The 25078-nt window shown below is 31.9% G+C and carries 22 protein-coding genes and 6 tRNA genes; 27 read left to right on the top strand and 1 reads right to left on the bottom strand.

What is annotated here, in order from left to right:
- Positions 1–90 precede the first annotated feature (90 nt).
- From ACZ446_RS09845 to ACZ446_RS09740, 22 genes are all read left to right on the top strand, one after another.
- On the top strand, positions 91–1152 hold the full coding sequence (locus ACZ446_RS09845; RefSeq protein WP_464392385.1) for an ABC transporter permease: 1062 nt from the start codon (positions 91–93) through the stop codon (positions 1150–1152).
- Positions 1145–1642: a hypothetical protein gene (locus tag ACZ446_RS09840; RefSeq protein ID WP_464392384.1), complete on the top strand. Its 498-nt coding sequence runs from the start codon at positions 1145–1147 to the stop codon at positions 1640–1642. Before ACZ446_RS09845 ends, ACZ446_RS09840 begins: the two co-directional genes overlap by 8 nt.
- Positions 1635–2558, top strand: a complete 924-nt coding sequence (locus ACZ446_RS09835; RefSeq protein ID WP_464392383.1) for an ABC transporter ATP-binding protein — start codon at positions 1635–1637, stop codon at positions 2556–2558. The genes ACZ446_RS09840 and ACZ446_RS09835 overlap by 8 nt, the downstream gene beginning before the upstream one ends.
- Before the next feature lie 38 nt (positions 2559–2596).
- A complete protein-coding gene (locus ACZ446_RS09830; protein ID WP_464392382.1) occupies positions 2597–4165 on the top strand; it encodes a sensor histidine kinase in 1569 nt (522 codons plus the stop codon).
- An 18-nt stretch (positions 4166–4183) separates the two neighbouring features.
- The gene (locus ACZ446_RS09825) at positions 4184–6439 is read left to right on the top strand and encodes an N-acetylmuramoyl-L-alanine amidase (protein ID WP_464392381.1); all 2256 of its coding nucleotides are present in this window, start codon (positions 4184–4186) and stop codon (positions 6437–6439) included.
- A gap of 1 nt (position 6440) precedes the next feature.
- Positions 6441–6980: a GerMN domain-containing protein gene (locus tag ACZ446_RS09820; RefSeq protein ID WP_464392380.1), complete on the top strand. Its 540-nt coding sequence runs from the start codon at positions 6441–6443 to the stop codon at positions 6978–6980.
- A 25-nt stretch (positions 6981–7005) separates the two neighbouring features.
- Positions 7006–7827 carry a glutamate racemase gene (gene murI / locus ACZ446_RS09815; RefSeq protein ID WP_464392379.1) on the top strand — a complete coding sequence of 274 codons (822 nt, stop codon included), beginning with the start codon at positions 7006–7008 and terminating at the stop codon, positions 7825–7827.
- Positions 7828–7852: 25 nt separating this feature from the next.
- Positions 7853–8572: a ribonuclease PH gene (gene rph, locus ACZ446_RS09810; protein WP_464392378.1), complete on the top strand. Its 720-nt coding sequence runs from the start codon at positions 7853–7855 to the stop codon at positions 8570–8572.
- 1 nt (position 8573) lies between these two features.
- The gene (locus ACZ446_RS09805) at positions 8574–9173 is read left to right on the top strand and encodes an XTP/dITP diphosphatase (protein WP_464392377.1); all 600 of its coding nucleotides are present in this window, start codon (positions 8574–8576) and stop codon (positions 9171–9173) included.
- Between the two features lie 139 nt (positions 9174–9312).
- A tRNA-Pro gene (locus ACZ446_RS09800) sits at positions 9313–9389 on the top strand.
- A gap of 25 nt (positions 9390–9414) precedes the next feature.
- Positions 9415–9491 (top strand) — tRNA-Gly (locus tag ACZ446_RS09795).
- Between the two features lie 6 nt (positions 9492–9497).
- A tRNA-Arg gene (locus ACZ446_RS09790) sits at positions 9498–9575 on the top strand.
- 25 nt (positions 9576–9600) lie between these two features.
- Positions 9601–9677: transfer RNA gene (locus tag ACZ446_RS09785), tRNA-His, on the top strand.
- 229 nt (positions 9678–9906) lie between these two features.
- Positions 9907–10539: a TetR/AcrR family transcriptional regulator gene (locus ACZ446_RS09780; RefSeq protein ID WP_464392376.1), complete on the top strand. Its 633-nt coding sequence runs from the start codon at positions 9907–9909 to the stop codon at positions 10537–10539.
- Between the two features lie 24 nt (positions 10540–10563).
- Positions 10564–10977, top strand: coding sequence for a YkvA family protein (locus ACZ446_RS09775; protein ID WP_464392375.1), 414 nt, complete (start codon positions 10564–10566; stop codon positions 10975–10977).
- A gap of 208 nt (positions 10978–11185) precedes the next feature.
- Positions 11186–11271: transfer RNA gene (locus ACZ446_RS09770), tRNA-Leu, on the top strand.
- A gap of 113 nt (positions 11272–11384) precedes the next feature.
- Positions 11385–12665 carry a trigger factor gene (tig, locus tag ACZ446_RS09765; protein WP_464392374.1) on the top strand — a complete coding sequence of 427 codons (1281 nt, stop codon included), beginning with the start codon at positions 11385–11387 and terminating at the stop codon, positions 12663–12665.
- 117 nt (positions 12666–12782) lie between these two features.
- Positions 12783–13379: an ATP-dependent Clp endopeptidase proteolytic subunit ClpP gene (gene clpP / locus ACZ446_RS09760; RefSeq protein WP_464392373.1), complete on the top strand. Its 597-nt coding sequence runs from the start codon at positions 12783–12785 to the stop codon at positions 13377–13379.
- A 21-nt stretch (positions 13380–13400) separates the two neighbouring features.
- Entirely contained in the window at positions 13401–14672 is a 1272-nt protein-coding gene (clpX, locus tag ACZ446_RS09755; RefSeq protein WP_464392372.1) for an ATP-dependent Clp protease ATP-binding subunit ClpX, read from the top strand.
- 208 nt (positions 14673–14880) lie between these two features.
- A complete protein-coding gene (gene lon, locus ACZ446_RS09750) occupies positions 14881–17232 on the top strand; it encodes an endopeptidase La (protein WP_464392371.1) in 2352 nt (783 codons plus the stop codon).
- Positions 17219–17821 carry a ribosome biogenesis GTP-binding protein YihA/YsxC gene (gene yihA / locus ACZ446_RS09745; protein WP_464392370.1) on the top strand — a complete coding sequence of 201 codons (603 nt, stop codon included), beginning with the start codon at positions 17219–17221 and terminating at the stop codon, positions 17819–17821. The genes lon and yihA overlap by 14 nt, the downstream gene beginning before the upstream one ends.
- 2 nt (positions 17822–17823) lie before the next feature.
- Positions 17824–18750 carry a class I SAM-dependent DNA methyltransferase gene (locus tag ACZ446_RS09740; RefSeq protein WP_464392369.1) on the top strand — a complete coding sequence of 309 codons (927 nt, stop codon included), beginning with the start codon at positions 17824–17826 and terminating at the stop codon, positions 18748–18750.
- Positions 18751–18884: 134 nt separating this feature from the next.
- Here the strand turns inward: ACZ446_RS09740 and ACZ446_RS09735 are convergent, their stop codons facing one another.
- Entirely contained in the window at positions 18885–20663 is a 1779-nt protein-coding gene (locus ACZ446_RS09735) for an FAD-dependent oxidoreductase (RefSeq protein ID WP_464392368.1), read from the bottom strand.
- Positions 20664–20961: 298 nt separating this feature from the next.
- On the opposite strand from ACZ446_RS09735, the gene ACZ446_RS09730 reads away from it, so the two are divergent.
- From ACZ446_RS09730 to ACZ446_RS09710, 5 genes are all read left to right on the top strand, one after another.
- Positions 20962–22011: an FAD:protein FMN transferase gene (locus ACZ446_RS09730; protein ID WP_464392367.1), complete on the top strand. Its 1050-nt coding sequence runs from the start codon at positions 20962–20964 to the stop codon at positions 22009–22011.
- Complete coding sequence (locus tag ACZ446_RS09725) at positions 22001–22963, top strand: polyprenyl synthetase family protein (RefSeq protein WP_464392366.1); 963 nt, start codon at positions 22001–22003, stop codon at positions 22961–22963. Before ACZ446_RS09730 ends, ACZ446_RS09725 begins: the two co-directional genes overlap by 11 nt.
- Before the next feature lie 51 nt (positions 22964–23014).
- Positions 23015–23091: transfer RNA gene (locus ACZ446_RS09720), tRNA-Arg, on the top strand.
- A 176-nt stretch (positions 23092–23267) separates the two neighbouring features.
- Positions 23268–23915: a hypothetical protein gene (locus tag ACZ446_RS09715; protein ID WP_464392365.1), complete on the top strand. Its 648-nt coding sequence runs from the start codon at positions 23268–23270 to the stop codon at positions 23913–23915.
- A gap of 120 nt (positions 23916–24035) precedes the next feature.
- Positions 24036–25046: a LacI family DNA-binding transcriptional regulator gene (locus ACZ446_RS09710; RefSeq protein WP_464392364.1), complete on the top strand. Its 1011-nt coding sequence runs from the start codon at positions 24036–24038 to the stop codon at positions 25044–25046.
- Positions 25047–25078: the final 32 nt, after the last annotated feature.

Here is a 25078-nt window from a genome sequence, read left to right as displayed (position 1 = left end):
CTCCATAAGAAAAAACTAGGGAGAAATTAACTAATTTCTCCCTTCTTTTCCATAAAATTAGAGAAATAGATTTGTCAAGGGAGAATAATAATGTTTAATCTTAAAAGAAGTATAAAAATTATATTCTTATTAATAAAAAAAGATTTAAAAGAATCACTTAAAAATAGAACAGCAGTAATGATAATATTACTACCACTTTTTGCTTCTTTGATGTTTTCTTTAGTTAGTTCTGAGCAGCTTGTTAGAAACTTTGAATTAGGAATTAGCGGAAAGGATACAGAAGAATTAGTAGATTTTATCAATCAAAATTTTCGTAATTTTTCTGTCCAGGAATTTAAAAACTTAGAAACAGGTAAATCAGCAACTGCATCCGGAAGTATTGATGCTGCAATTTATTATGATGCAGAAATAGAACAATTAGAAAATAGTTATCAGATATTTTTAGACAGCAGAGATACTGTTAATTTCTTTATATTAAAGGAAAACATAGCTGATTTGTTAGTGGCTTATCATGGGCTTGATCAGGGTCCTGATTTTAATTTTAAACCTGCTGCAGATTTTAAGGTTAGCAGCTCAATTTTACCAGTTTGGTTAACTGTAACAATTACAATGATTGGTTTGATGTTAATTTCTGCATCTTTATCTGAAGAAAAGGATAATAAAACACTTGCAGCTCTCTTAGTAACCAGGGTTAATATTTATCAAGTTATAGCAGCTAAAACTTTGTTTGCCTGGATTTTAACTATAATTACTTCTTTTTTAATGGGATCACTGAATGGAGTTCTGGGAATTGGAATGAAGCGGTTGTTTTTATCATTGCTAATAGTTAGTACTGCTTCCCTTGTTTTTAGTGGTTTGGGTCTAATCATTAGTCTTTTTACAAAAAGTCAGTCATCAGCAAGATCAATTTCAACAGTTATTTATTTCCCGATTATTTTCCCTGCTTTGGTAGCAGATGTTTCTTCTTTAACCCAAAAACTTGCTTTGTTTTTTCCAACCCACTATCTTTATCAGGCCTTAGATAAAGTTTTAGTTTATCAGGGGAGGCACAGCAATTTATTTGTAGAATTATCAGCATTAATTTTATTTGCTATTATTTTTTACTTAATAATCTTTATTTATATAAGAAAGGCTGATTCTCTTGTTGAATAAAACAATTATTTTTTTAATGATGCTTTTCATTTTAATTCCTTCCTTAGTAATACAGGCAGAAGATTTTGAAAGTCCAAAAACATTTACAGAATATATTTATTATAATTATGCTGAAAAAAACTTTGCTGAGGTTTATAATAATTTTGCAGCTGAATTAAAGAGAGTTCTGGCAGAGGAAAAATATATAGACTTTCAAAAGCAAAATTTTAAAAAATATGATTTGGAGTATACAGAGATAAAAGTTGGTACAGCTAAAGAAGTTGATTTTTCTAAAATCAAAAATGATTTTGATTATGCGATGGATTTTGGCAGCTACTATCAACTTCAGGTAAGTTATTTAATAAAATTTAACCGCTTTGGCAGTAGAGAAGAAAGGTCAGAAAAAATGGTATATCTTCGGAAGATTAATGATGAATTCCAGATTTTTTGGGATTATCAAAGTGCTATAGATGATGAAAAGGCAGCTGGATCAGGTGCTGAAAATGAATGAAACAATAATTGAAATTACTAACTTAAAAAAATCATTTTCTAATTTTAAAGCTCTCCAGGGCATAAATTTAAAGGTTGAAAAAGGAGAAATCATAGGGCTTTTAGGACCAAATGGGGCTGGGAAGAGTACAACAATTAAAGTATTGACTGGACTTTTAAAAGCGGATTCTGGTAATGTGAAAATTATGGGAGAGAAAATAAAAAGAGAGCTCCCTGTCTGGATTAAAGAAAAAATTGCTGTTGTTTTTGAAGAAAGCAACCTATATTCAAGGTTAAATGCTGTTGATAATTTGAGTTTATTTGCTGGCATTAATAATATTGATAGAGAAAAAATTGATATGCTGCTTTCGGAATTCCAACTTCAGGATTCAGCTAATAAAGAAGTCAAGACATTTTCTAAAGGTATGAAAAAACGTTTGATGATTTGTAGAGCTTTACTTTCAGACCCAGAAATTTTAATTTTAGATGAAGCCACTGGTGGTTTAGATCCAATTTCAGCTGAAATAATAAGAAAAAAAGTTTTGAGTTTTAAAAAAAAATCAAAAACAGTTATTTTAAGCACTCATTATTTGGAAGAGGCTGATCGTTTGTGTGACAAAGTAGCATTTATTAATAAAGGTAAAGTAATAGCCTTTGACCAACCGAGTGTATTTAAGGAGCAGTTCAGCAAAAAATATTTAAAAATAAAGCTAGTAAATAATCAACAGCTAACTGAAATTGAGATAAGAAATTATTTATCGGATCATTTGTCTGAAGCTGATAATTATTTTTTTGAATCAGGTAATTTAATTTTAGAATTAAAGGTTTCTCCAACTGTACTCAAGAAGGCAGCTGAAGTATCAAAAAGGTTTAATTTTGTTGATTTAGATAAAATTGAAGCCGATTTGCAGAAGGTTTTTAATAATATTAATAATTAAATTCAAATTAAAGCTTAACTCAATTTGGGAGGGTTAAAATGGAAAAAAATTTAACTGATTTTAAATTTCTTTTTAATAATTTAAATAAAATTTCATATATTTTGAAAGACCCTACCCATTTTGGTTCTGTAAATAAAAAAATGGCCGAATTTTGTGGTTTAAGTATTTCAGAACTTGAAGAAAAACCAATTTCAGTTATTTTAGATCAGGAAAAAATTTCAGATATTAAAAAGTTTAATCAAGAAATATTTAAAAAAGGTCAGCAAAAAACAGCGAGAATGGAAATTGAAATTGATAATGAGCAAAAAATAGTGGAAGTTGATACAATTCCTCATCATAATTCAGATTCTAAAGTAGATTATTTACTCTGCTTGGCAGAAGATATTACAGCTGAGATTGAAAAAGAAAAGAAATTTTATAGAAATAAGAAGAGATACAGCAGTATTTTTAAAAAGGCTCCTTTAGCTTTTGTTGTTTCTGATAGAGAAACTAATATAATAGACTGGAATGACAAAGCGGAAGAAATTTTTGGCTGGAAAAAAGAAGAAGTAATAAATGAAAATTTCAATATTATTGTAGAAGAGGATTCTTATTCAGAAATTACTGAGCTGGTGGAAAATGTTTTTGAAGGCAAAGAAAGTTATAATATTAATAAAAACATTGATAAAGATGGAAATGAAATTTTTTGTGAATGGAATACAGCTCTAATTAAAGATAGAAATAATAAAATACTAGAAATCATTTCTATTGCACAGGATATTACAGAAAAAATTGACACCCAAAAAAGAATGAAAATCCAAAAAGAAGAGCTTAGATATAGTGAATTAAGGACTCAATTTTTTGCTAACATCTCCCATGAATTAAAAACTCCATTAAATTTAATTTTTTCTAGTCTGCAGTTATTAGAATATAAACTTAAAAATAATCTTTCTGCGGATCAAAATCAATTTAATAAGTATTTAGCTTCTATTAGAAATAATGGTTTTAGACTTTTAAGACTGGTAAATAATTTAATCGATATAACCAAAATTGATGTAAATACCTTTAAATTACATCGAGGTAATTTTGATATTATTAGCCTGGTGGAGGCCGTGTCTGAGAGCACGAAAGATTATTTAGAAACAAAAAATAGAGACTTTCGTTTTGAAAGCGAGTTGGATTCTCAAATTATTGCCTGTGATCCTTTTAATATAGAAAGAGTGATTCTAAATTTAATTTCTAATGCTGTAAAATTCACTTCAGCTGGAGATGAAATCTTATTAAGAATTGAGAAGAAAAATGGAAACATTATAATTTCTCTTAGAGACACTGGTATTGGAATAAAAAAAGAAAATCAGAACATAATATTTGAACAATTTAGACAGGTTGATCAAAATTTCAACAAAAAAAGAGAAGGCAGCGGGATTGGGCTATCACTGGTAAAATCTATTGTTGAAATGCATGGAGGTCAGATAACTTTAGACAGCATATATGGTATTTATAGTAGATTTAATGTATATTTACCGATAGTAAAATTAGATGAAGATGATGCTGAATTAGAAAATCATTCTGCAGATAGCTTATTAAATAAAGTTGAATTAGAATTTAGTGATCTAAACCATATATAGAGTTAAGGAGGGTTTCCCTTGTCAGTTTCTAAAAACAAAAAACTTGTATTATTATTAATAATTTTATTTTTATTTTTGACTTTGAGCAGTGTTTCTGCTCAAAATACAATCTATTTTAATAGTAAAGATATAACTTCAGAAATAAAAACTGTTAGTCGAAATGGTGAGCTTTTAATTAAGGCAAGGGATTTAGCAGAGCTGCTTAATGCAGAGCTAACATGGAGAGCAGCTCTAAAGTCTTTAGAAATGAAATCAGAATCTGTGACAATAAAAATGATGGCTAACAGCCGTTATATCCAGATTGGGAATAATGCGCTTAGAACGAAAGCTGGATTACAGCTCGTTGACAATCAGGCATATATTCCACTGGTAAAATCAATAGAAGCTTTTGGCTATTTATTGGAATACCAGCGAGATAATGAAGAATTATATATTTTCCAACCAGAAACAACTATAAATGGTGTATCCTGGCAGGAAGATGGCAATCAGCTCCAGATAAGAATGGATGAAATTACTCCTTATCGAGTTTTACATAGTGAAGATGGAACTGAAATAACTATTGAAATAGATAAGGCTGAGATCGATCAGGAGTTTACTGACAATATTTCTAACAATAATTACTATCTTAAAGTTGTAAATGTACCAGATAGAGCTTTATTAAGATTAATTATTAAAAGTAGAACTCCCATCCCTTTTCAAATTGACGGAGGTATTTATGAGCATGATGACTCTTTGGTTTTAAGTTTCTTACCACAATTAAAAGATATTAGAATTAACAAAGATAATCTTTTGACTATTGAAGCAACTGGAGAAATTCCTAATGCTAAAACTGAATATTTTTCGGATTCTAAGAGGATGGTTATTGATATTCCATCAGTTGTAATTGGTAATTTTAATTTAGATATTGAAGAAAATCCACTTATTAAAGATATTGAAGTTAGTCAGCATGATTTGGATCCAGTAGTTTTAAGAATTGAGGCAGTAATGGCTAATGGGGATATTTTTAAACAGCTTCAGCGGCAAAAGAATAATTTATTAACTTTTAAACCGGGACAGCGATCAGAAATTTCAGATTTGCAGTATGCAGAGGGAAGTTTTACTTTCACTTCTTCTTCAGCTTTAAATCCGGAACTATTTCTGCTGGAATCTCCGCCAAGATTAGTTATGAATCTCTTTCATGTAAATAGGGGAAAGGGAATACTTGATAAAATCAATGTTAACAATACTTTAATTAAAAGAATAAGGACAGCAAGATTTGATGAACAAACAGTAAGAATTGTTGCTGATCTAGAGGAGCTAACAGGCTACAGTTGGGTTGAAGAAGAAAAAAATGGACTTTATCACTATACGGTTAATTTAGAAAATAAATTTTCTGAAATTACAACTGAAGATAATAAGGATTATCAGTATCTAAATATTTTGATGGATTCAAAAGCAATTTATGAAGTTAAGAAATTTAATTACCCTCATCGTATAGTTATTGACTTTAAAAATACTTTAAATAATTTAGATGAATTTGCAGAGGTTGAAAAAACTTCTTTAATTAAAGATATTAGAAGTAGTAATTATCAGCTTGATGAGAAAGAAGTTACCAGATTAGTTTTTGAACTTAACGAGTATTATAGTCATAAGGTAAATAATTATCAAAATGGTCATGGAATTAAAATTGCTCTGGCTAAAGAGTACTTGAAAGATGAAGGAGAAAAAAGGAAAGAACTTGATAGACATTTAATTGTAATTGATGCTGGTCATGGAGGATTTGATCCAGGAGCTATAGGTAGTAATGGTTTGGAAGAGAAAGTGCCAAATCTTGCTATTGCAAAACAGGTGGCTTTATTATTAAAAAAAGAAGATCAAAGTGTGCTTTTAACTAGAGATTCCGATAAATTTCATTCTTTACAAAACAGAGTTAAATTTGCTAACTTGAGAGGAGCAGATATTTTTGTTAGTATCCATGCTAACTCTTTTAATAACTCAGGTACTGGAGGGGTAGAAACATATTATAATCAGAGCATCAGCAATCAAAACCGCTTTTTAGCTGAAAAAATACATGATAAGCTGGGTAGAAATTTAGGTCTGATTGATCGTGGAATTAAAGACAGTAATTTTTATGTGATTAAATATACTAAAATGCCTTCTGCTTTAATAGAAGTTGCATTTTTAAGTAATCCACGTGAGGAAAGATTATTGAAAAACAAAGAATTTCAAAATAAAGCTGCTTCATTAATAGTGGATGGAATTCTAGACTATCTGGAAGAGAATGGAGGAGAATAAAATGGCTGCTGAAAATAAAATTTTTAAAGCTGATCAAAATCGCAAAATACTTCTTATATTAAGAATTTTACTTTTAACTGCAGCTGTATTATATCTTTTATTTTTTCTTTACAATAATTATTTTATTCAAAATAAGGCTGAACTATATTTTGCTTCAGCTGATGCAAATTATTTGAGAGTTGAAAAAAGAAGCTTAAACGAAGAAAGTGATTTGTTTATTCAGCTGTTTGAGGAGCTAAAAGCTGGCCCTAAAAGCAGTGAATTGGGAATAACAATACCAGAAGCCAGCAGATTATTAGATTATAAACTAGAAGGGAAATTATTAACTTTGAATTTTAGTCTTGAATTAAGAGATAATCATTGGGGAGGCAGCACTGGTGAGATTATGACAGTATACTCGATTGTGAACACCTATACCTCTTTGCCTGAGGTTGACAGTGTTAAAATTTTAATTGAAGGGGAACAGGTTGAAACACTTGTTGGTCATCTTGACTTAACCGAGCCCTTGATGTACAATCAAAAACTGACTGAAGATAATTAATTTTTTAGATAGGAGTTGGTTTTTTTTGGAAGCTTCAAATAGAGCAATAGGGTTGTTAGATTCAGGGGTTGGCGGCCTTACTGTTGCTCGAGAAATTTTTAAATTTATGCCGGAAGAAGATATATTTTATTACGGAGATACATTACATCTTCCCTATGGACCTAAAGACTTAAATATCGTTAGAGAATATGTGGAGGAGATAATCAATTATCTGATTGAAGAAGAAAATGTTAAATCGGTTGTTATAGCTTGTAATACAGCAACTTCTGCTGCTTTAGATTATGTAAAACAGCGATTTGAAGTACCTATTTTTGGAATGATCCAAAGTGCAGCTGCTAGAGCTGTAGAATTGAGTAAAGATAAAAAAATAGCTATTATAGGTACTGAAGGCACTGTTGAAAGCAGAGCCTATCAGAATGCAATTTTAGATATTAATTCAGAAGTTAAATTATTTGCTAAAGCATGTCCCAGATTTGTTAATTTAGTTGAAAAAGGGAAATTTGACGGAGCTGAGGTAGAAAAAACTGCCCATGATTATCTTGATTCGTTAATAGAAGCTGAAGTTGATTCTTTAATTCTTGGTTGTACTCATTTCCCATATTTAACTCCTGTTTTAAGTAGAATAATGGGAGAGAAGGTCAGGTTGATTAATCCAGCTCATGAAATGGCATTAGAAGTTCGGTCTAACTTGAGCAGTTTAGCTCTGTTGAACAAAAAAAATTTAGAACCAAATAATAAATTTATTGTCAGTGATAAGGAGAGAATATCTAAAAGATTTTTAGAACACGGAAAACAATTTTTGAAGTTGGATGAACTAAAGTTTGAAGAAAAAAATATTTTTAATTAATGAATAAACTGGGAGGAAATATATAATGCGAACTGACGGAAGAAAATTAGATCAATTAAGGGATGTTGAAATAACGCGAAATTACACAAAATATGCGGAAGGATCTGTGCTTGTAGAAACTGGTGATACAATGGTTTTATGTAATGTATCAATTGAAGATAGTGTTCCATATTTTTTAAGAGGACAAAATAGAGGTTGGTTAACTGCGGAATATTCTTTATTGCCGAGAGCGACTCAGGATCGAAATATAAGAGAAGCAGCTAAAAGAAAATTAAGCGGCAGAACTCAAGAAATTCAGCGTTTAATAGGTAGAAGTCTGAGAGCAATTATTGACCTTGATAAAATCGGGGAAAAAACAATCTGGATTGACTGTGATGTTCTACAGGCTGATGGTGGAACCAGAACAGCCTCAATTACTGGGGCTTATGTTGCTTTAGTTGATGCAGTTAATTTTATGATCAAAGAAGAAAAATTAGAAGAAAATCCTCTTAAAGGTTTTATGGCTGCCACGAGTGTAGGTATTGTTGATGGAACTCCAATGCTAGATTTATGTTATGAAGAAGATTTTAAAGCTCAAGTGGATATGAATATTGCGATGACAGAAGCAGGAGAAATAATAGAAATTCAGGGAACTGCAGAGGAACATCCATTTACAAGGGATGAATTAGATCAGCTTTATGATCTGGCAGAAAAGGGTATTTTAGAGCTGATAGAAGAACAAAAATTAGCTTTAATTGGTGATTAAGATGGAAAAAATTATTATCGGTAGTGGTAATCAGCATAAGATAGAGGAAATTCAGGCTTATTTTTCTGATTTGAAATTTGAATTTGTTGGTCTTGATCCTAATTTAGATCTGCCTGAAGTTATTGAAGATGGAGAAAGTTATCAAGAAAATGCTTTAAAAAAAGCAAGACAGCGATCTCAAGAATTAAATGAAATAGTGCTTGCAGATGATTCAGGGCTATCAGTAGACTATTTAGATGGTGCCCCGGGTATTTACTCTGCAAGGTTTGGTGGCGATGATTTGAATGATCAAGAAAAATACTTAAAAGTCTTAAAATTATTAAAGGGTTTACCTGCTGAAAAAAGGAAGGCTGCATTTATATCTGTAATTGTACTTGTTGACCCATTTAATGATATAGAAATAATAGTAGAAGGTAAATGTTCTGGAATTATTGCTGAAGAGCCTGCTGGTGAGAATGGATTTGGCTATGATCCAATATTTTATCTGCCGGAATATGATAAAACTATGGCTCAAATAAGCCAGGAAGAAAAGAATAAAATTAGTCATCGTGGAAGAGCTTTGAAGAAAATGAAAAGAGAAATAAAACAGAGATATAAGTAGAAAAAAAGAGTAATAAATATCTAATTAACTCTAAGAGTCAATATATGCCGTTTTCTTTTTTGACCGAAAGCGGCATTTACTATATACTATTAATTGTCGTCGCGAAAAAAGTTATTAATTTTAGCGGCACAAAACACGTCGGAGCGTGGCGCAGTTTGGTAGCGCACCTGCTTTGGGAGCAGGGGGTCGAAGGTTCAAATCCTTTCGCTCCGACCATTTTAAATTATAGTACATTTTTTAAGCGGGAGTAGCTCAGTTGGCTAGAGCATCAGCCTTCCAAGCTGAGGGTCGCGAGTTCGAGTCTCGTTTCCCGCTCCATTTTATGCGCCCGTAGCTCAGCCCGGATAGAGCAACGGACTTCTAATCCGTAGGCCACAGGTTCGAATCCTGTCGGGCGCGCCATTTTAAATTTAATAAGCCTGATATGGTGGATGTAGCTCAGTTGGCTAGAGCGCGGGATTGTGGCTCCCGAGGCCGTGGGTTCAAGCCCCATCATCCACCCCATTTAAATGTTAATCACCTGAGAAGGTGATTTTTTGTATTTAAAATAATAACATATTTAAATTTAAGTTAAAATTCTAAAATCTTGACTAATAAAGTTTCAACTTTATATAATTAAGGTGAGAAAAAATTAAGCTTAGATATATTTCTCTTTAATTTGCTAATAAGTTGTGCTATAATGAATTCACTCTATGCTGACTGTCGGTCAAAAATATAAGTGGAGGTAAAAAGAGTGGCAAAGCAAACAAAAAAATCGCTTAAAAGGCGTAACACAATTTTAAATGAAGCAGAAAAGTTATTTATAGAAGAAGGGTTTGAAAAAACTACTGTAAAGGACATTGCAGCACGAGCTGGTGTAGCTAAGGGGACTTTTTATTATTATTTTGATACAAAAGAGGATATAATTTCTTCTTTATTAGAAAAAAGATATAGAAAAACTGAAAAAAAAGCGAAACATGTTCTGGAAAATAAAAATATGACTTCTTTGGAAAAACTAGAAAAGATAATTTTGAGATTAATTTTTAGCAGAAGAGGAAATTTTAAAGTTTATGAATTTTTTAAGATTGATGAAAATGCGAAATTTATGAAAGAAAGAAATAAAGAATTTTGGAATAAATTTATGCCAATATTCACTTCGATTGTAAAAGAAGGAGTAGAGAGAGGAGAATTTGAAACTGATTATCCAGAAGAAGTCACTGAGATATTATTTATGGGTATCGATAATTTTCTTCACCGACATTATGCGAAATTTACAACCGAAGAAATGTATATAGATAAATTTGCTGCTGTAGAAGAATTATTGAATAGGGCTTTAAACGTTAAGTCAAGAAAAGTAGACTTATCATTAATGAAGCCTGAAAAATGAGTCTAAAAAATTGGTGGTGAGAAAATGAAAAAAGATTTTAATGATAATGAGCTGCTGGCTTTTTTAGGTCGTTTAACAAACAAATGGGGAACAGGACATGAAAGTGTAAATAAAATCTTAGATAAAACAAGAGATTTCATTGATTCTAAAAAATATAAGATTCCTTTTATTGATAAGGTAAGTGAGTTTTTGGAAATGTTAAGTGAATATTCTAAGGGGAACTTTCAACTAGATGATGCAGCCGTAGGATGGATAGTGGCAGCATTAGCTTATTTGATTTTACCAACAGATTTAATTCCAGATTTTTTACCTGGTATTGGTCTAACAGATGATGCTGCAGCATTTATACTTGCTTTTAGACAGCTTGCAAAAGAAATTGAGAATTTTCGCAGATGGAAAGAATTGGAATCTAAAACTATAGAAATTGAAAAAGAGTAAATTAATTTATAAAATCACTGGATATTTTATTAGTTTTATTATATAATTGAAAAGATGGAAATTTTAATTCGGGGATTTTTTAGGAAAATTAATTTTATTTGATAATTTTTTAAAAAATCCTTGACAATAGCAAAAAGCTATGCTAACATTATATGTGCTTTTTGTGAAAAAGAAAAAAAGAATTTTCACTCACAGCATTATTTACTATGCGAAAGTGGCGGAATTGGCAGACGCGCTAGATTTAGGATCTAGTGGGCAATCCCCGTGTGGGTTCGAGTCCCACCTTTCGCACCATTTAATAATTCTGTCATTGACCCCCGATATTGGCCCGGTGCCAGATCGGGGATTATTAACATATAGAGAGTTTTTTAAAAGTTTTATTTAAATATCAGTTAGGAGGAATATTAATGGAAGTAAAAAAAGAAGTTCTAGAAGGTAACAAAGTTAAATTGGAAATTGAAATAGAAAGTGATCGTGTAGATGAAGCTTTAGAACAGGCTTATCGTCAGGTAGTTAAAGATGTAGAAATTCCTGGTTTTAGAAAAGGGAAAGCACCAAGAAAAATTATCGAACAAAGATTTGGTGAAGAAGTTCTGCACAAAGATGCACTTGATATTTTAATTCCACAAGGATATAGTGAGGCAGTTGAAGAAGCTGATATTGAACCAATAGCACAGCCTGATATAGAAGATTTTTATATTTCTAAGGGAGAAGCTGCTACATTTACTGCAATTGTAGAAGTAAAACCAGAGGTTGAACTTGGTGAATATAAAGGTCTGGGTATAGAAAAAGAAGATACCGAAGTGAAAGAAGAGGAAGTTTCTCAGCGTCTGGAAAAGATGCAGGATGAACACAGTCAGTTAATGACTGCAGAGCGTGAAGAACTTCAGGAAGGGGATTTTGCAATTATAGATTTCACCGGTTATGTTGATGGTGAAGAATTTCCTGGTGGATCTGCGGAAGAGTACAGTTTAGAAATTGGATCCGGAAGTTTTATTCCTGGGTTTGAAGAACAGCTTATTGGAATGGAAGTCGGAAAAGAAAAAACAGTAGAAGTTACTTTTCCAGAAGACTACCATGCTGAAGACTTAGCTGGTGCTGATGCTTCTTTTGATGTAGTGTTAAAAGAAATTAAAGTTAAGCAGAGACCTGAACTAGATGATGACTTTGCTGTTGAAGCAAGTGATTATGAAACTATAGATAAACTTAGAGTTAGTATTGAAGAAGAAATAGCTGAACAAAAAGAAACATCTGCTGAAAATAACTTCAGAGAAAAATTAATTAAAAAAGCTAGTGAAAATGCTGAAGTTAATGTTACTGATACTTTGGTTGATGAGCAGTTAGATCAAATGTTTGAGAGATTATCACAATCTATCTCACAGCAGGGCTTAGATGTCGAAGATTACCTTGGATATATGGGTATGGATGAAGAGAGCTGGAGAGAAGATAATCGAGAAACTGCTTCTGATCGAGCTAAAGAACTGCTTGTCCTTGAAGCTATTGCTGACATTGAAGAAATTGAGGTTACTGATGAAGAAATAGATGAAGAGGTAAATGAAATTGCTGAAATGCATGATCAAGAACCAGAAAAAATTAAAGCTATTCTTCAGATGCAGGGTCAGTTAGCACAGCTGAAAGAAGATATTAGAAGACAAAAAACCATTGAGTTTTTAATCGAAAACAACTAGAATTTGATTATATTGTTAAACAATAACTGTTTTTCAGTATAAACTTAGATATAATAGTTATGCAGCAGATATTATTTTATACAGCTGCTGGCAATAAATCAGAGGAGGTTTTAATCAATGAGTTTAATTCCAATGGTAGTTGAACAAACAAATCGTGGAGAAAGATCATATGATATTTATTCACGGCTTTTAAAAGATAGAATTGTATTTTTGGGATCACCAGTAACAGATGATGTAGCAAATACTGTTATTGCACAGCTGCTTTTCTTAGAAGCAGATAATCCTGATAAAGATATTTATTTATATATTAATAGTCCAGGTGGTTCAGTAACTGCTGCTCTGGCCATGTATGATACAATGCAGTATATAAAACCTGATGTAGTTACAATTGGCATGGGGCAGGCTGCAAGCGCTGGAGCTTTATTGTTGGCAGCAGGTGCAGAAGGAAAGCGATATGCTCTTCCTTATGCTAGAGTTATGATTCATCAACCAGCAGGTGGAGCACAGGGTAAGGCAACTGAAGCTGAAATTCATATTAAAGAATTAATGAGGATTAGAGAGCTATTAAACAATATTCTCAGTAAACACACTGGACAAAGCACTGAAAAAATTGCTCAAGATGTAGAAAAAGATTATTTCATGACTGCAGATGAAGCTGTAGATTATGGATTAATTGATGAAGTAATTACAAGAAATGAATTAAGTGAAAAGTAATTTAGCCCAAGAGGTGATATAATGTTTAAATTTGGCGATCACGATCACGAAAATGGGGATCTTAAATGTTCCTTTTGTGGTAAAAGCCAGGATCAGGTAAAAAAATTAGTTGCTGGTCCAGGAGTCTATATTTGTGATGAATGTATAGAACTCTGTAATGAAATTGTAGAAGAAGAGTTAGATGAAGAATTGGAACTCGAATTTGAAAGTGTTCCTAAACCTAAAGAAATCAAAGAATATTTAGACCAGTATGTAATTGGTCAGGATAGAGCTAAGAAGTCATTGTCTGTAGCTGTTTATAACCATTATAAACGAGTTAATTCTAACATGGTGGTAGATGATGTAGAATTACAAAAAAGTAATATTATGATGGTTGGACCTACTGGCTGTGGTAAAACATTGATGGCTCAAACTCTGGCCAAGATAATAGATGTACCAATTGCAATAACTGATGCTACTTCCTTAACAGAAGCTGGTTATGTTGGAGAAGATGTAGAAAACATCCTACTCAAACTAATCCAAGCAGCTGATTATGATGTAGAAAAAGCAGAAAAAGGTATAATCTATGTAGATGAAATTGATAAAATAGCTAGAAAATCTGAAAACACTTCTATAACAAGAGATGTTTCTGGTGAAGGAGTTCAGCAGGCACTACTTAAAATAATTGAAGGTACTGTTGCAAGTGTTCCACCACAGGGTGGACGTAAACATCCTCACCAAGAATTTATTCAGATTGATACTACAAACATTCTGTTTATAGCTGGTGGAGCTTTTGATGGCTTAGAGAAATTGATAGACTCCCGCATTAGCGAAAAAGTTATGGGTTTTGGTGCTGATATTAAAACCAAAGAAGAGAACAAAAATATTGGAGATACTTTAAAGCACATTCAACCTCAGGACCTATTACATTATGGTTTGATTCCTGAATTTATTGGCAGAATGCCTGTTCAGGTAACTCTAGATCAGTTAGAGGAAGAAGATATGGTTCGGATTATGAAAGAACCACGTAATGCTTTAGTAAAACAATATGAAAAATTCTTTGCTATGGATAATATCGAGTTAGAATTCACTGATGAAGCTTTAAAAGCAATAGCAGTTAAAGCCTTAGAGCGCGATACAGGTGCACGTGGTCTGAGATCAGTTGTAGAAAATGCTGTTTTAGAAATAATGTATGATTTACCATCAAGACCTGAAATTAGAAAGTGTATTATTACTAAGGAAGTTATAGACGATAACGCTGATCCAATTCTAGAGATTGAAGATCAACATCTAGAAGAGGAAGAAAGCGCCTAACAGCTGAATGATAAAATAGTGTAACTGTTTAATTTAAATTAAGCTGTAGTAGATTTAGAGATAATATTACTCCTAAAGAGTGAGTGGTATTATCTCTTTCGTTTTTTAATATATTCAAAGGAATAATTTTTGTTATCTAGAACTATAAAAATAGAATTAATTATATGTGATTAAATTACTTAAATATAATCGATTGAGGTGAAAGTAAATGGCCGATAAGAATGAAATAAAAGAAGTTATGGAACTACCTTTGTTAGCTTCTCGTGGTGTGATTGTCTTTCCCCATATGGTTATCCCGCTTTTAGTAGGTCGGGATAAATCAATTGCTGCTCTAGAAGAGGCAATGATGGAAGAAAAGAAGATTATAATTGCAGCCCAAAAAGATGAAACAGTTGAGGAACCTGAAATAGACGAAATTTATCAATTTGGTACAATAGCTGAGGTTAAACAGCTGGTTAAACTTCCTAATGGAATGATAAAAGTTGTTGTTGAAGGAATAGAAAGAGCTGAGGTTATTGAATATCTTGATACAGAAGAATATTTTTTAGCTGAGGTTGAAAGTCGCCCTGAAGAGGAAGTAGAAGTCAATACAGATATCAAGGCTTTAATGAGAACAGTAGTTAAAGAGTTTGAAGAATATATAAAATATAATAGAAATTTACCGGCTGAAACTATTATGTCAGCAAGTAATATTGAAGAACCGGGCCGTTTAGCAGATGTCATTTCTTCTCAAGTTGAGTTAAAATATAAGCAGTTGCAGGAATTATTAGAAGCAACTGATATTATTGAACGTTTAGAAAAAATGTTGAGTTTGCTGCAGGACGAAATAGAAGTTTTAAAAATTGAACAGGATATCAATAACCGGGTAAAAAAGAAAGTAGAAAAGAACCAGAAAGAATATTATTTAAGAGAAAAAATGAAAGTTATCCAGGATGAATTAGATGAAGATAAGAGTTCATCTGATGAGATTGAAGAGTACTATAAAAAACTAGAGCAAGCTGAACTACCTGAAAATGTTGCTGAAAAAGTGGAAGAGGAGATAGAAAAGCTTGATCGCACTCCTAATATGTCACCTGAAGCTACAGTAATTAGAAATTATCTTGACTGCGTCTTAGATCTACCCTGGAATAAGTTAAAGGAAGAAGAAATTAACATTAAAAATTCTGAGGAAATTTTAGAAGCTGATCATTATGGATTAAAAGATGTTAAAGAAAGGATCCTGGAATATTTAGCTGTCAGAAAGATGGCTCCAGCTAAAAAGAGTCCAATTTTATGTTTAGTTGGTGCTCCAGGTGTTGGTAAAACTTCATTAGGAAGATCAATTGCAAGGGCCTTAGATCGAGATTTTGTTCGTCTTTCCTTAGGTGGTGTCAGAGATGAAGCTGAGATAAGAGGTCACCGCAGAACTTATATTGGTTCTAGACCAGGTAGAATAATCAATGCCATGCGTGATGCGGGCAGTAAAAACCCTGTATTCCTTTTGGATGAAGTAGATAAAATGAGTTCCGATTTTAGAGGAGATCCTGCTTCTGCGCTACTTGAAGTTTTAGACCCTGAACAGAACAAAGAATTTGGAGATCATTATTTAGAAGTTCCTTTTGATCTTTCACAGGTTTTATTTGTAACAACTGCCAATGTTGCTCATACAATACCTGCTCCTTTATTAGATAGAATGGAGTTAATAGAAATTCCAGGTTATACTGAAGATGAAAAACTTAAAATTGCAGAAGGACATCTGCTTCCTAAAATTTATGAAGATCACGGACTTAAAGATGAGCAGATTAATATATCTTCAAATGCAATTTTAAAGGTTATTAGAGAATATACTAGAGAGGCAGGAGTTAGAAATCTGGAGCGCAAATTAGCTGCTGTTACAAGAAAAGTTGCTAAAGAATTTGTTGAAGGCAGGGAAAATAAAGCTCTTGTAGCTGTTAATAGTGTAGAGAAATACTTAGGACTAGCTGACTATGAATATCAGGAAAGTGATCTTGAAGATAGAATTGGTGTTGCAACTGGACTTGCTTACAATCAGGCAGGTGGAGATATCTTAGATATTGAGGTTGCAGTTGTTCCAGGCAAAGGCGAACTTACTTTGACTGGTTCTTTGGGTGATGTCATGAAAGAATCTGCTCAAGCTGCTTTAAGCTATGTTCGTTCTAAACAAAATGATTTAAATTTAAGTGATGGATTTTATAAGAAGTTTGATATCCATATCCATGTTCCTCAGGGAGCGGTTCCTAAAGATGGTCCGTCAGCTGGGATTACAATTGCTATTGCTTTAGCTTCTGCTTTAACAGGGCGAAGGGTTAGAGGAGATTATGCAATGACTGGAGAAATTTCACTGAGGGGAAGAGTCCTTCCAATTGGTGGTTTAAAAACAAAAATTCTAGCTGGTCGTAGAGCTGGAATCGAAAAGTTTATTTTACCAAAGAAAAATGAAAATAACTTTAAAGAAATCGAAAAAGAAATTACTAGAGGTTTAGATGTAACTTTTGTTTCTCATATGGATCAGGTAATGGATATTTTACTATTAGAGGATGAGAATCATGCAGATCACTAATGCTGAATTTTATAAAAGTGTATATAAATATGAAGACTGCCCCAGGCTCCAGCAGCCTGAGGTAGCCTTTAGTGGTCGTTCTAATGTAGGTAAATCATCTTTAATTAATCGTATAACCAGACAGAAAAAATTAGCAAGAACTAGTAATACCCCGGGTAGAACTCAGTGTCTAAATTATTTTAATATAGACGATAAATTTTATTTAGTTGATTTACCTGGTTATGGATTTGCAAATGTACCTCAAAAAGTAAAAGATGATTGGGCTGAATTAATAGACACCTATTTAAATTATCGAGATAATTTAATTGGAGTAGTTCAAATCATTGATTCTCGTCATAAACCAACTAAAGATGATAAAATGATGGTCGAATGGCTGCAGGCAAGTGGTTTGAGTTATTTAATTGCAGCTACTAAAGTAGATAAAATTTCTAATAATAAAAAAGCTAAACAAAAAAAGCTGATTTATAAAGAATTAAATTTAATAGAAGAGGATAATTTTACTTTCTTTTCCGCTCAAACTGGAGAAGGAAGCAGAGAAGTTTATGAATATCTTGAATTTTTACTGCAGCTGGCTAAAGATAGGGGCTAAAAATGGATCACAATTATACCACATATTTTGCTGAAATTTATGATGAAGTGATGCAAAATGTTCCCTATAAATATTGGTTTCGCTATTTAAAAGATCTTTTAAACTATTATAAATTTAAACCAGATAAAATTCTGGAATTAGCTTCTGGAACTTCTAATATGACTTTTAATTTAATTAAATTAGAATCTGTCAATACCATCACTGCTTTAGACTTGTCAGAAGCTATGATTTCGAAAGCGGCTGAAAAGTTAGAGTATAGAACATTAAATCAAAAAAATCTTAAAAAATTTAATCTGATTAAAAATGACGATAATTATCAACTACAGAGTCCCAGTAGAAGTTTAAAGATTAAATTTTCTGCTCAAAATATGATTGATTTTTCTTTTGCAGAAGAGTTTGATTTAATTCTTTCTTTTTTTGACAGTCTTAATTATTTAACCGATATTGATCAGCTGCAGGGTTGTTTTGAAAGTGCTGCTGATTCTTTATCTAAATCCGGTTTATTTATTTTCGATATGAATTCACTTGGAAGAATTAAGACAATAGAAGAGAAGTCATTTGTAATTGAAGGCGACAGCTATGAATGCTTCTGGGAAGACATTGTAAATAAGAAAGAAAATTTATGGCAGGTTAAATTAAAAATTTGTCCCCAAAATGAACAACTACCCTGTTTTGAAGAGATTCACAGTGAAAGAGGATATAAGATAAATACTATATTGAGATTGTTAAAAAATAGTGGTTTTAAAGCAGTTAATGTCTATAATGCTTTTAGCTTTGCTCGAGGAAAAAATAATTCGGACAGATTATATTTTGTAGCATCTTTAGATGAAAATAGACTGCAAAATAATCAGGGGAAACTAAAAAAAATATATTACAGCATAAAGAATAGAATAGATTATTTTTTAGTTAGTTTAAAATATATTTTTTAGTATTACTATGAAGATAGTTTACAGCAAAAAATGAATGTAAATTTAAATTAAAAAAGCAGGAGCTCTGATCAGAGCTCCTGCTTTTTTCTATTGAATTTTTTAAAGTATTCATAGGTTAATATTTTATCAGAAATCTATTTCTTAACTACTTTTTTTAGATCAGCATCTTTATTTTTGGGTCTGCTCCAGATTTTACTCTTCAGCCAGGGAAGAACATAATAGTCAAGGCCAAAGGAACGTCCCGATCCAATTAGGGCTATTGAAGCAAAGAAGAACCAGAATAATGGACTAAAGTGTCCGGGCCAGTCACTGGACCAGTGTGCATACTGACCTGCCAGTAAAAAGTTAACTGAAAATCCGGCTGAACCTAAGGCACCCAGGCTTGCAAATAAACCAAAGATTAAGGAAAGACCAATTCCGATCATACTTAAAGTCACTACAGTCTGGAAGAAAAGAGGAAACTTAAAGATTATTGCTTCATTTAACCAGACATACCAGCCAACAGCATAATCACCAATTGGTGATGACGAAGCTCCTGAAACCAGATAATCTCCACTCTGTAACCAGCCATCTCTTACTTTAGTATAACCTTCATAGAGCCACATAATTCCAACAAAAACACGTAATAAAACCAGCCAGAGTGATCTAGAAGTCTCACTAACAAAACCAAAAAGACTTGGTAGTAAGCCTTTATGAGAGGCCTGTTCTTTCATATAATCAGTAATCATACTGTATGTTTCTTTTAAACCACCAATTTCAAAACGGTAGAACATATTAACAGAATGCTTCATAAACATAGCTGGGACTCCTGTTAAAGATAAACCCATAACTTCAGCTACAGCAAAGCTGCTGCCAACTGAAACCATTACACCATGCAAATTAGGCTCAAGTTCTTCTTTAGCGCCACCTTTAATTTCAGCAATAATATTTTTAGCTGCACATTTACCTGTCTGCTGAGCAGATTCCACTAAAGCAGGTAAAATCTGATCGTCATTCCAGGGAGCTGCAGCATTATCACCAATAGCATAGACATTGGAATAATCTTCAGTCTGTAGATATTTATTTACCTTGATTCTATTTGCCTGACTGGTAGCTAGACCAGAATTTGCAGCAAAGTCAGCTGCCTCTACACCACAGGTCCAGATGATGGTCCTAGCTTTGACTTCTAAGCCATCATTTAAAATTAATTTATTTTCTTCAATTCTATCAACAAACTCACCAGTCTTAACATTAACTCCCTTCTTTCTCATATAATTACTTGCTTTTTTAACCAGTTCATCACTGAGATTGGGAAGTATTTGATCAAGACCTTCAAAGTTATAAATTTCTATTTCATCCCGTGGAATATTATATTCTTTACTGTACTCATCAAGCCATTCAATCAACTCACCAACCATCTCGACACCAGTAAAACCTCCACCAGCAACTGCAAAGGAAAGCAGTTCCTTTCTTTCAGCCTGATCATCTGTCATTCTTGCTTCCTGAAGACACTTTTCTACATGTTTTCTGATAGACTTAGAGTCATCCATTGACCAGAGAGTAAAGGCATGTTCTTCTACACCTTCTACTCCACAGGAGCTTGGCTTGCTTCCGGCTCCCATAATTAAATAATCATAGCTGTATTGATGGTCATCAGAACTTAAAATCTGATTTTCGAAATCGATATCATTGATTTCATCTTGAATTACATTTACCCTTGTTGATGAGAAAATTCGCTCTAAATCAATTTCAAGAGCATCTTCTTCAATCCTCTTTCCTGCAACCTCGTGCAATTCTGTTAATAGGGTATGATAAGAATTCCTATCAATAAGAGTAATTGTAGAATCAGGATGTTTTTTTAATTTTTTATGGAGAGTTTGAGCAGCAGCTACTCCACCATATCCTGCTCCAAGTACTATAATGTTATTACTCAATTTTTTTCCTCCTTTAAATATGTATTTTTTTGATATTTTATAAAAATATATCTCATAATCAGGACTTAAAATCAAATATGTGATTTCACATACTTTAATTAAAAAATTATGAGTTATTTTTTTCACACTTTAATTATAGCACACCAAAATTAAATTGCAAGTAATTTCCTCGGAATTAATTTTGCAAAAGAATAATTTTATGATAAAATGTAAGTGATTTACCCGGAATTAATAATTTGTAATAGTTTTTGTGTAAGAATTAACTTGACTATAAATAAATAATTTAGGATGTGATAGTTTGTTAAATAAGAAGACTATAATTACTTTAACTATATTGCTTATATTTCCATTGATTTTAACAGCCTGCAGTAGTGATACAGTAGAAGTTAAAACAGCTGAAGATAATGCCTTTTTAATGGATACCTTGGTTCAAATGAGGGCACATGGTGAAAATGCAGATGCAGCTGTTGAGGAAAGTATGGAAATAATTGAAGAGATTGAAAATTTAATGAGTAAAACAGTAGAAACAAGTGATATTTATCAATTAAATAATAATCCAAATCAAAAAATAGAAATAAGTGATCAAAGTTTAGAAGTTTTAAAAAAAGCCCAAAATTATGCTGAAATGACTGAAGGTGATTTTGATCCAACAATAGGTGCTTTAGTTGAATTATGGGGGATAGGAACTGAAAATGCTTCAGTACCACCAAAAAGTAAAATAAAAGAGGCTCTAGCAAATACTGGTTATAAATATTTAAACTTAGATGATAATTCTGCTGAAATTACAAAAGCTGGAGTAAGACTTGATCTTGGAGGTATAGCTAAAGGTTATGCAGCAGAAGAAGTGAAAAAAATTGTAGAAAAACATGAGGTTGAGCATGCATTTGTTAACCTAGGTGGAAATGTTTTGGTGATTGGAAATAAAGTTGACGGCTCTCCCTGGAAAATTGGAATTCAGGATCCTAGAGCTGGAAGAGGAAATGTGATGGCAATTATTAATGCGGTTGATCTAACTATAGTCACATCAGGTAATTATGAGAGATATTTTGAAGAAGATGATAAACTATATCATCATATTATAGATCCTAAAACAGGTTATCCAGCTGAAAATAATCTTTTAAGTGTCAGTATTATTAGCCGCAACTCATTTGATGCAGATGCACTTTCCACAGCTGTTTATGTAATGGGCCTTGAAAGAGGAATGGAATTTATTGAAAATATTGATGATGTTAATGTTATGTTTATCACAAAAGAACTAGATGTTTATCTTTCTTCAGGTCTAGAAGATATTGTTGATATCAATAATTCAGATTTTAATTTAATTGAAGGTGAAAATATTGTTAATTGAAGATAAACTTTATCAAAAAATATATTCTAAATTGAATAAAAATATTATTGAAATTACTAATTCAAAAAGGCACATTGTCAATGAGGCCGTTAACGATTTAGTTGATGGTGGGGGTAAAAAATTAAGGCCATTTTTGATGTTTCTTGCAGCTTCTTTTGGAGATGATTATGATAAGGATAAATTACTTCAGTTAGGAAGTGGAATTGAATTACTTCATATGGCATCTTTAGTTCATGATGATATAATTGATAATGCTGATCTGCGTCGAGGTAAAGAAAGTGCACAAAAAAAGTTTGGGAAAAAAGAGGCGGTTTTTATTGGCGATTTTCTTTTATCAAAGACTTTTGATATATTTTTTGATTATCTTGATAGAGATGTATTGAAAAAAATGAATAAACATGTAAGATTACTTTGTGAAGGAGAAATTGAACAGTCAGAAAAACGCTATGACCTCCAGATTGGAATTCGTGATTATTATAGGCGAATAAGGCATAAAACAGCTCTGCTATTTGCTTTAAGCAGTTATTTGGGGGCTTATGTAAGTGGTATTAGAGGGAAAAAACTAAATATATTATATAAATTAGGTCTAGAAATTGGAATGGCTTTTCAAATACAGGATGATCTTTTGGACTTTGAGGGTGATGAAAATAATACAGGAAAAGTACTGGCAAGAGATTTAAAAGAAGGAATCGTTACTCTACCAGTAATATTATTGATGGAAAAACCCAAGTATAATGATAAGTATCAGATTTATAATAAAAATGTTTTAGACCAAGGTGTAGTAAATAGTATAATAGAGGATGTAAGAAGAAGTGGTGTTTTAAAAGAAAGCCGAGAAATTTTGCTTGTTTTTATTAACAGAGTAAAAAAATATATGGATCAGCTTCCTAAAAATAAAGCTAAAAGAAAGCTAGAAAAACTAATTGAGCTGCAGATTGATCGTAAATTTTAATAAATTTACTTGATATTTAAGATCATTAATTATAGAATATAAATAGCTTTTGGGGTTATAGCTCAGCTGGATAGAGCAACAGATTCCTAATCTGTAGGCCGGCGGTTCAAATCCGCCTAACCCCACCACTTATAATGCTTGATATAACAGTAAAGACACTCAAAGCCCACCGGTTAATCGGTAGGGCTTTTTTCAGTTTTGTAAAGTGCATATTTTTATTATAAAAAGGGTTATTTTCATTAGTGTCGAAATAAAATAATGAAACACAGATATTATAAAAGAAAAAAATTAGGGAGATGATTTAATGAAAATAATTATTTTTTTAGTTATATTTTTGACAATAATAAATTTTAATGTTTCAGCTTTTGATTTTGAGGTGGCCGAGAGAACGCTAATTCTATTAGGCTATGAGAATGTTAATGAGTTATACAAAGAAATATTTGTAACTGACTTGGAAAACGATGGTAAAGAAGAAATCGTTGTTTATATATATCATTATGGGCCTGAAATGGGATCGTTATTGATCTATGATAAATATAATAATTTAATTACCTACCAAAAAAATATAGGACAGGTTATCTATAATTGTAGATTTATGGACCTTGTAGCTGACGAGACAAAAGAAATAATAATAAATACCGCTGGCTCTTTTGGGACAGGAATGTATGGTAAAGATCTGATTATTTTTAGATACCATAATAAACTTTTATCTGAAATATTTAGGGAATCAATTTTTATATCAGATTATCATATGGGCTCATATAACCCAAAAGAGTATTTTTATGAAATAAATTTTGAAAATATTTCTGGCAACCAGGATTATGAAATAATAAAAAATGGATATATGGTTAATGTTAAGTTTGAAAATGAAAAATATGCAAACAAACAGATATATAAACTTGAAGAGGATATTTTCCGCTGGGATGGAGAGAAATATATGTTATCCAAATAAGACAAAAAAATTATGTTGATTTTAAAACTTATAAGTTGACAGTAATTATTAACTTATGTATAATTATTTTATAGTTTTGTGGGATCCTTCCCAAAGAATACAAAGGAGGGAGGCAAGATAATGGATTTGACTATTAAAGAAATAGCTAAATTATCAGGTGTATCTAAATCTACAGTTTCTAGAGTACTAAATAACTCAGAGCATGTTAGTGATCAAGTACGAGAAAAAGTTAAAGAAGTAATAGACGAGACTGGTTATGTTCCAAATTCTTTAGCAAAGAATCTAAAAAGAAATCAAACAGATACAATAGGAGTTGTTTTACCAAAGATTAATACCAGTACCTTTTCTTCTGCTGTTGAGGGTATCAGTAATATTATGTATCAAAAGGGATATAATCTACTACTTACTAATACTAAGATGAATATTGAAGATGAAATTACATATTTAAGACTTTTGAAAGAAAAAAGAGTGCGAGGAATTATATTTTTTGCAACTGAAATTACGGAAGAACATTTGGCTGTATTTGCTAAAATAGATATTCCAATAGTTATTGTCGGGCAGGACAGCAGTAAAGTGCTTGACTATCCCTGTGTAATCCAGGATGATTTCAATGCTGCTGAAACTATAGTGAGTTATTTAGTCAAACAGGGTCACAAAAAAATTGCCTACATAGGAGTAAAAGAAACAGATATTGCTGTCGGTCAATTAAGAAAAGAAGCTTATTTAAAGGTTTTAAGAGAAAATAGTTTGAAAATTAATAATAACTATCTTTATAAAGGGAATTTTAGTATCAAATCTGGTTACAGAGGTATGAAGAAAATTTTAGAAAACTCAAAAGAACTGCCAACGGCAGTTTTTGCAGTAACAGACAGGCTGGCATTAGGTGCAATTAAATGTTTAAAAGACAAGGGATATAATGTCCCGGAAGAAATTTCAATTGTTGGTTTAGGTAATTCTGATATAAGTTCCTGGGTAGTGCCTGAGATTACAACAATTAATTATGATCATCTCAAAACTGGTGAAAAAGCTTCACGAATTTTACTAGAATCTATTAAGGGAGAAGTTAAGAAAGGCAAAGAAGTAATGGACTTTCAGATGATAGTTAGAAATAGTGTAAAAAAAATAAATTAGAATATCAATTAAATTTTGTGTTTATATATTTT

The sequence above is a fragment of the Halanaerobium sehlinense genome, assembly GCF_055379485.1.
This window is presented reverse-complemented; position numbering and strand designations above follow the sequence as displayed.

Bases quoted from the DNA above. Each gene is read 5' to 3' on its own strand.
- clpP (WP_464392373.1), top strand. From the start codon at position 12,783: ATGAGTTTAATTCCAATGGTAGTTGAACAAACAAATCGTGGAGAAAGA.
- ACZ446_RS09845 (WP_464392385.1), top strand. From the start codon at position 91: ATGTTTAATCTTAAAAGAAGTATAAAAATTATATTCTTATTAATAAAA.
- ACZ446_RS09775 (WP_464392375.1), top strand. From the start codon at position 10,564: ATGAAAAAAGATTTTAATGATAATGAGCTGCTGGCTTTTTTAGGTCGT.
- ACZ446_RS09715 (WP_464392365.1), top strand. From the start codon at position 23,268: ATGAAAATAATTATTTTTTTAGTTATATTTTTGACAATAATAAATTTT.
- yihA (WP_464392370.1), top strand. From the start codon at position 17,219: ATGCAGATCACTAATGCTGAATTTTATAAAAGTGTATATAAATATGAA.
- clpX (WP_464392372.1), top strand. From the start codon at position 13,401: ATGTTTAAATTTGGCGATCACGATCACGAAAATGGGGATCTTAAATGT.
- ACZ446_RS09805 (WP_464392377.1), top strand. From the start codon at position 8,574: ATGGAAAAAATTATTATCGGTAGTGGTAATCAGCATAAGATAGAGGAA.
- ACZ446_RS09710 (WP_464392364.1), top strand. From the start codon at position 24,036: ATGGATTTGACTATTAAAGAAATAGCTAAATTATCAGGTGTATCTAAA.
- ACZ446_RS09820 (WP_464392380.1), top strand. From the start codon at position 6,441: ATGGCTGCTGAAAATAAAATTTTTAAAGCTGATCAAAATCGCAAAATA.
- ACZ446_RS09830 (WP_464392382.1), top strand. From the start codon at position 2,597: ATGGAAAAAAATTTAACTGATTTTAAATTTCTTTTTAATAATTTAAAT.
- rph (WP_464392378.1), top strand. From the start codon at position 7,853: ATGCGAACTGACGGAAGAAAATTAGATCAATTAAGGGATGTTGAAATA.
- ACZ446_RS09740 (WP_464392369.1), top strand. From the start codon at position 17,824: ATGGATCACAATTATACCACATATTTTGCTGAAATTTATGATGAAGTG.
- lon (WP_464392371.1), top strand. From the start codon at position 14,881: ATGGCCGATAAGAATGAAATAAAAGAAGTTATGGAACTACCTTTGTTA.
- tig (WP_464392374.1), top strand. From the start codon at position 11,385: ATGGAAGTAAAAAAAGAAGTTCTAGAAGGTAACAAAGTTAAATTGGAA.
- ACZ446_RS09835 (WP_464392383.1), top strand. From the start codon at position 1,635: ATGAATGAAACAATAATTGAAATTACTAACTTAAAAAAATCATTTTCT.